The following is a 432-nucleotide window of genomic DNA, read 5'->3' on the forward strand; positions in this document are numbered from 1 at the left end:
GCTCATGGCCGAGGTGGAATCCTTCTGCACACTGCCCATGAGCAGCGCGCGGTAGATCTCATCGTCCAGGCCCAGCTCGCGCTTGCCCACATGAATGAGACGTATGAGGCGCTGGCGAGCATCCTGATTAGCGGCGGTGCGGGCGGCGGATTTCATAGGGCCGCTCCCAGCGATGAGGGCGCTTCAATCCAGACGATGCCGTCGCGCTTCCCACGCCTGCATTTGCGGTTCCAATCCAGCCATTGATCCAGCGCCCTGATCGCGGCTTTCTGGTTCTCTGCCTCTGGAATCCCCGGCACCAACAATTTGCCCTCACTGGCACCCTTACCGTGTCGGGCGGCGACATCAATGGCACCCTTCAGCGCGTACCGTGGCCCTTCGGCGATCAAGATCGCTCCACTACCATCCAAGCTACTGGCGGGCCGATGGTTT

Annotated in this window: 1 pseudogene; it reads right to left on the reverse strand. The window is 61.8% G+C overall.

What is annotated here, in order from left to right:
* Nucleotides 1–152: 152 nt before the first annotated feature.
* Nucleotides 153–432: pseudogene (locus KDH83_RS31710) on the reverse strand (hypothetical protein); the annotation flags it as partial.

The organism is Achromobacter sp. Marseille-Q0513 (assembly GCF_018195695.1).
Classification (GTDB): Bacteria; Pseudomonadota; Gammaproteobacteria; order Burkholderiales; family Burkholderiaceae_B; genus Achromobacter.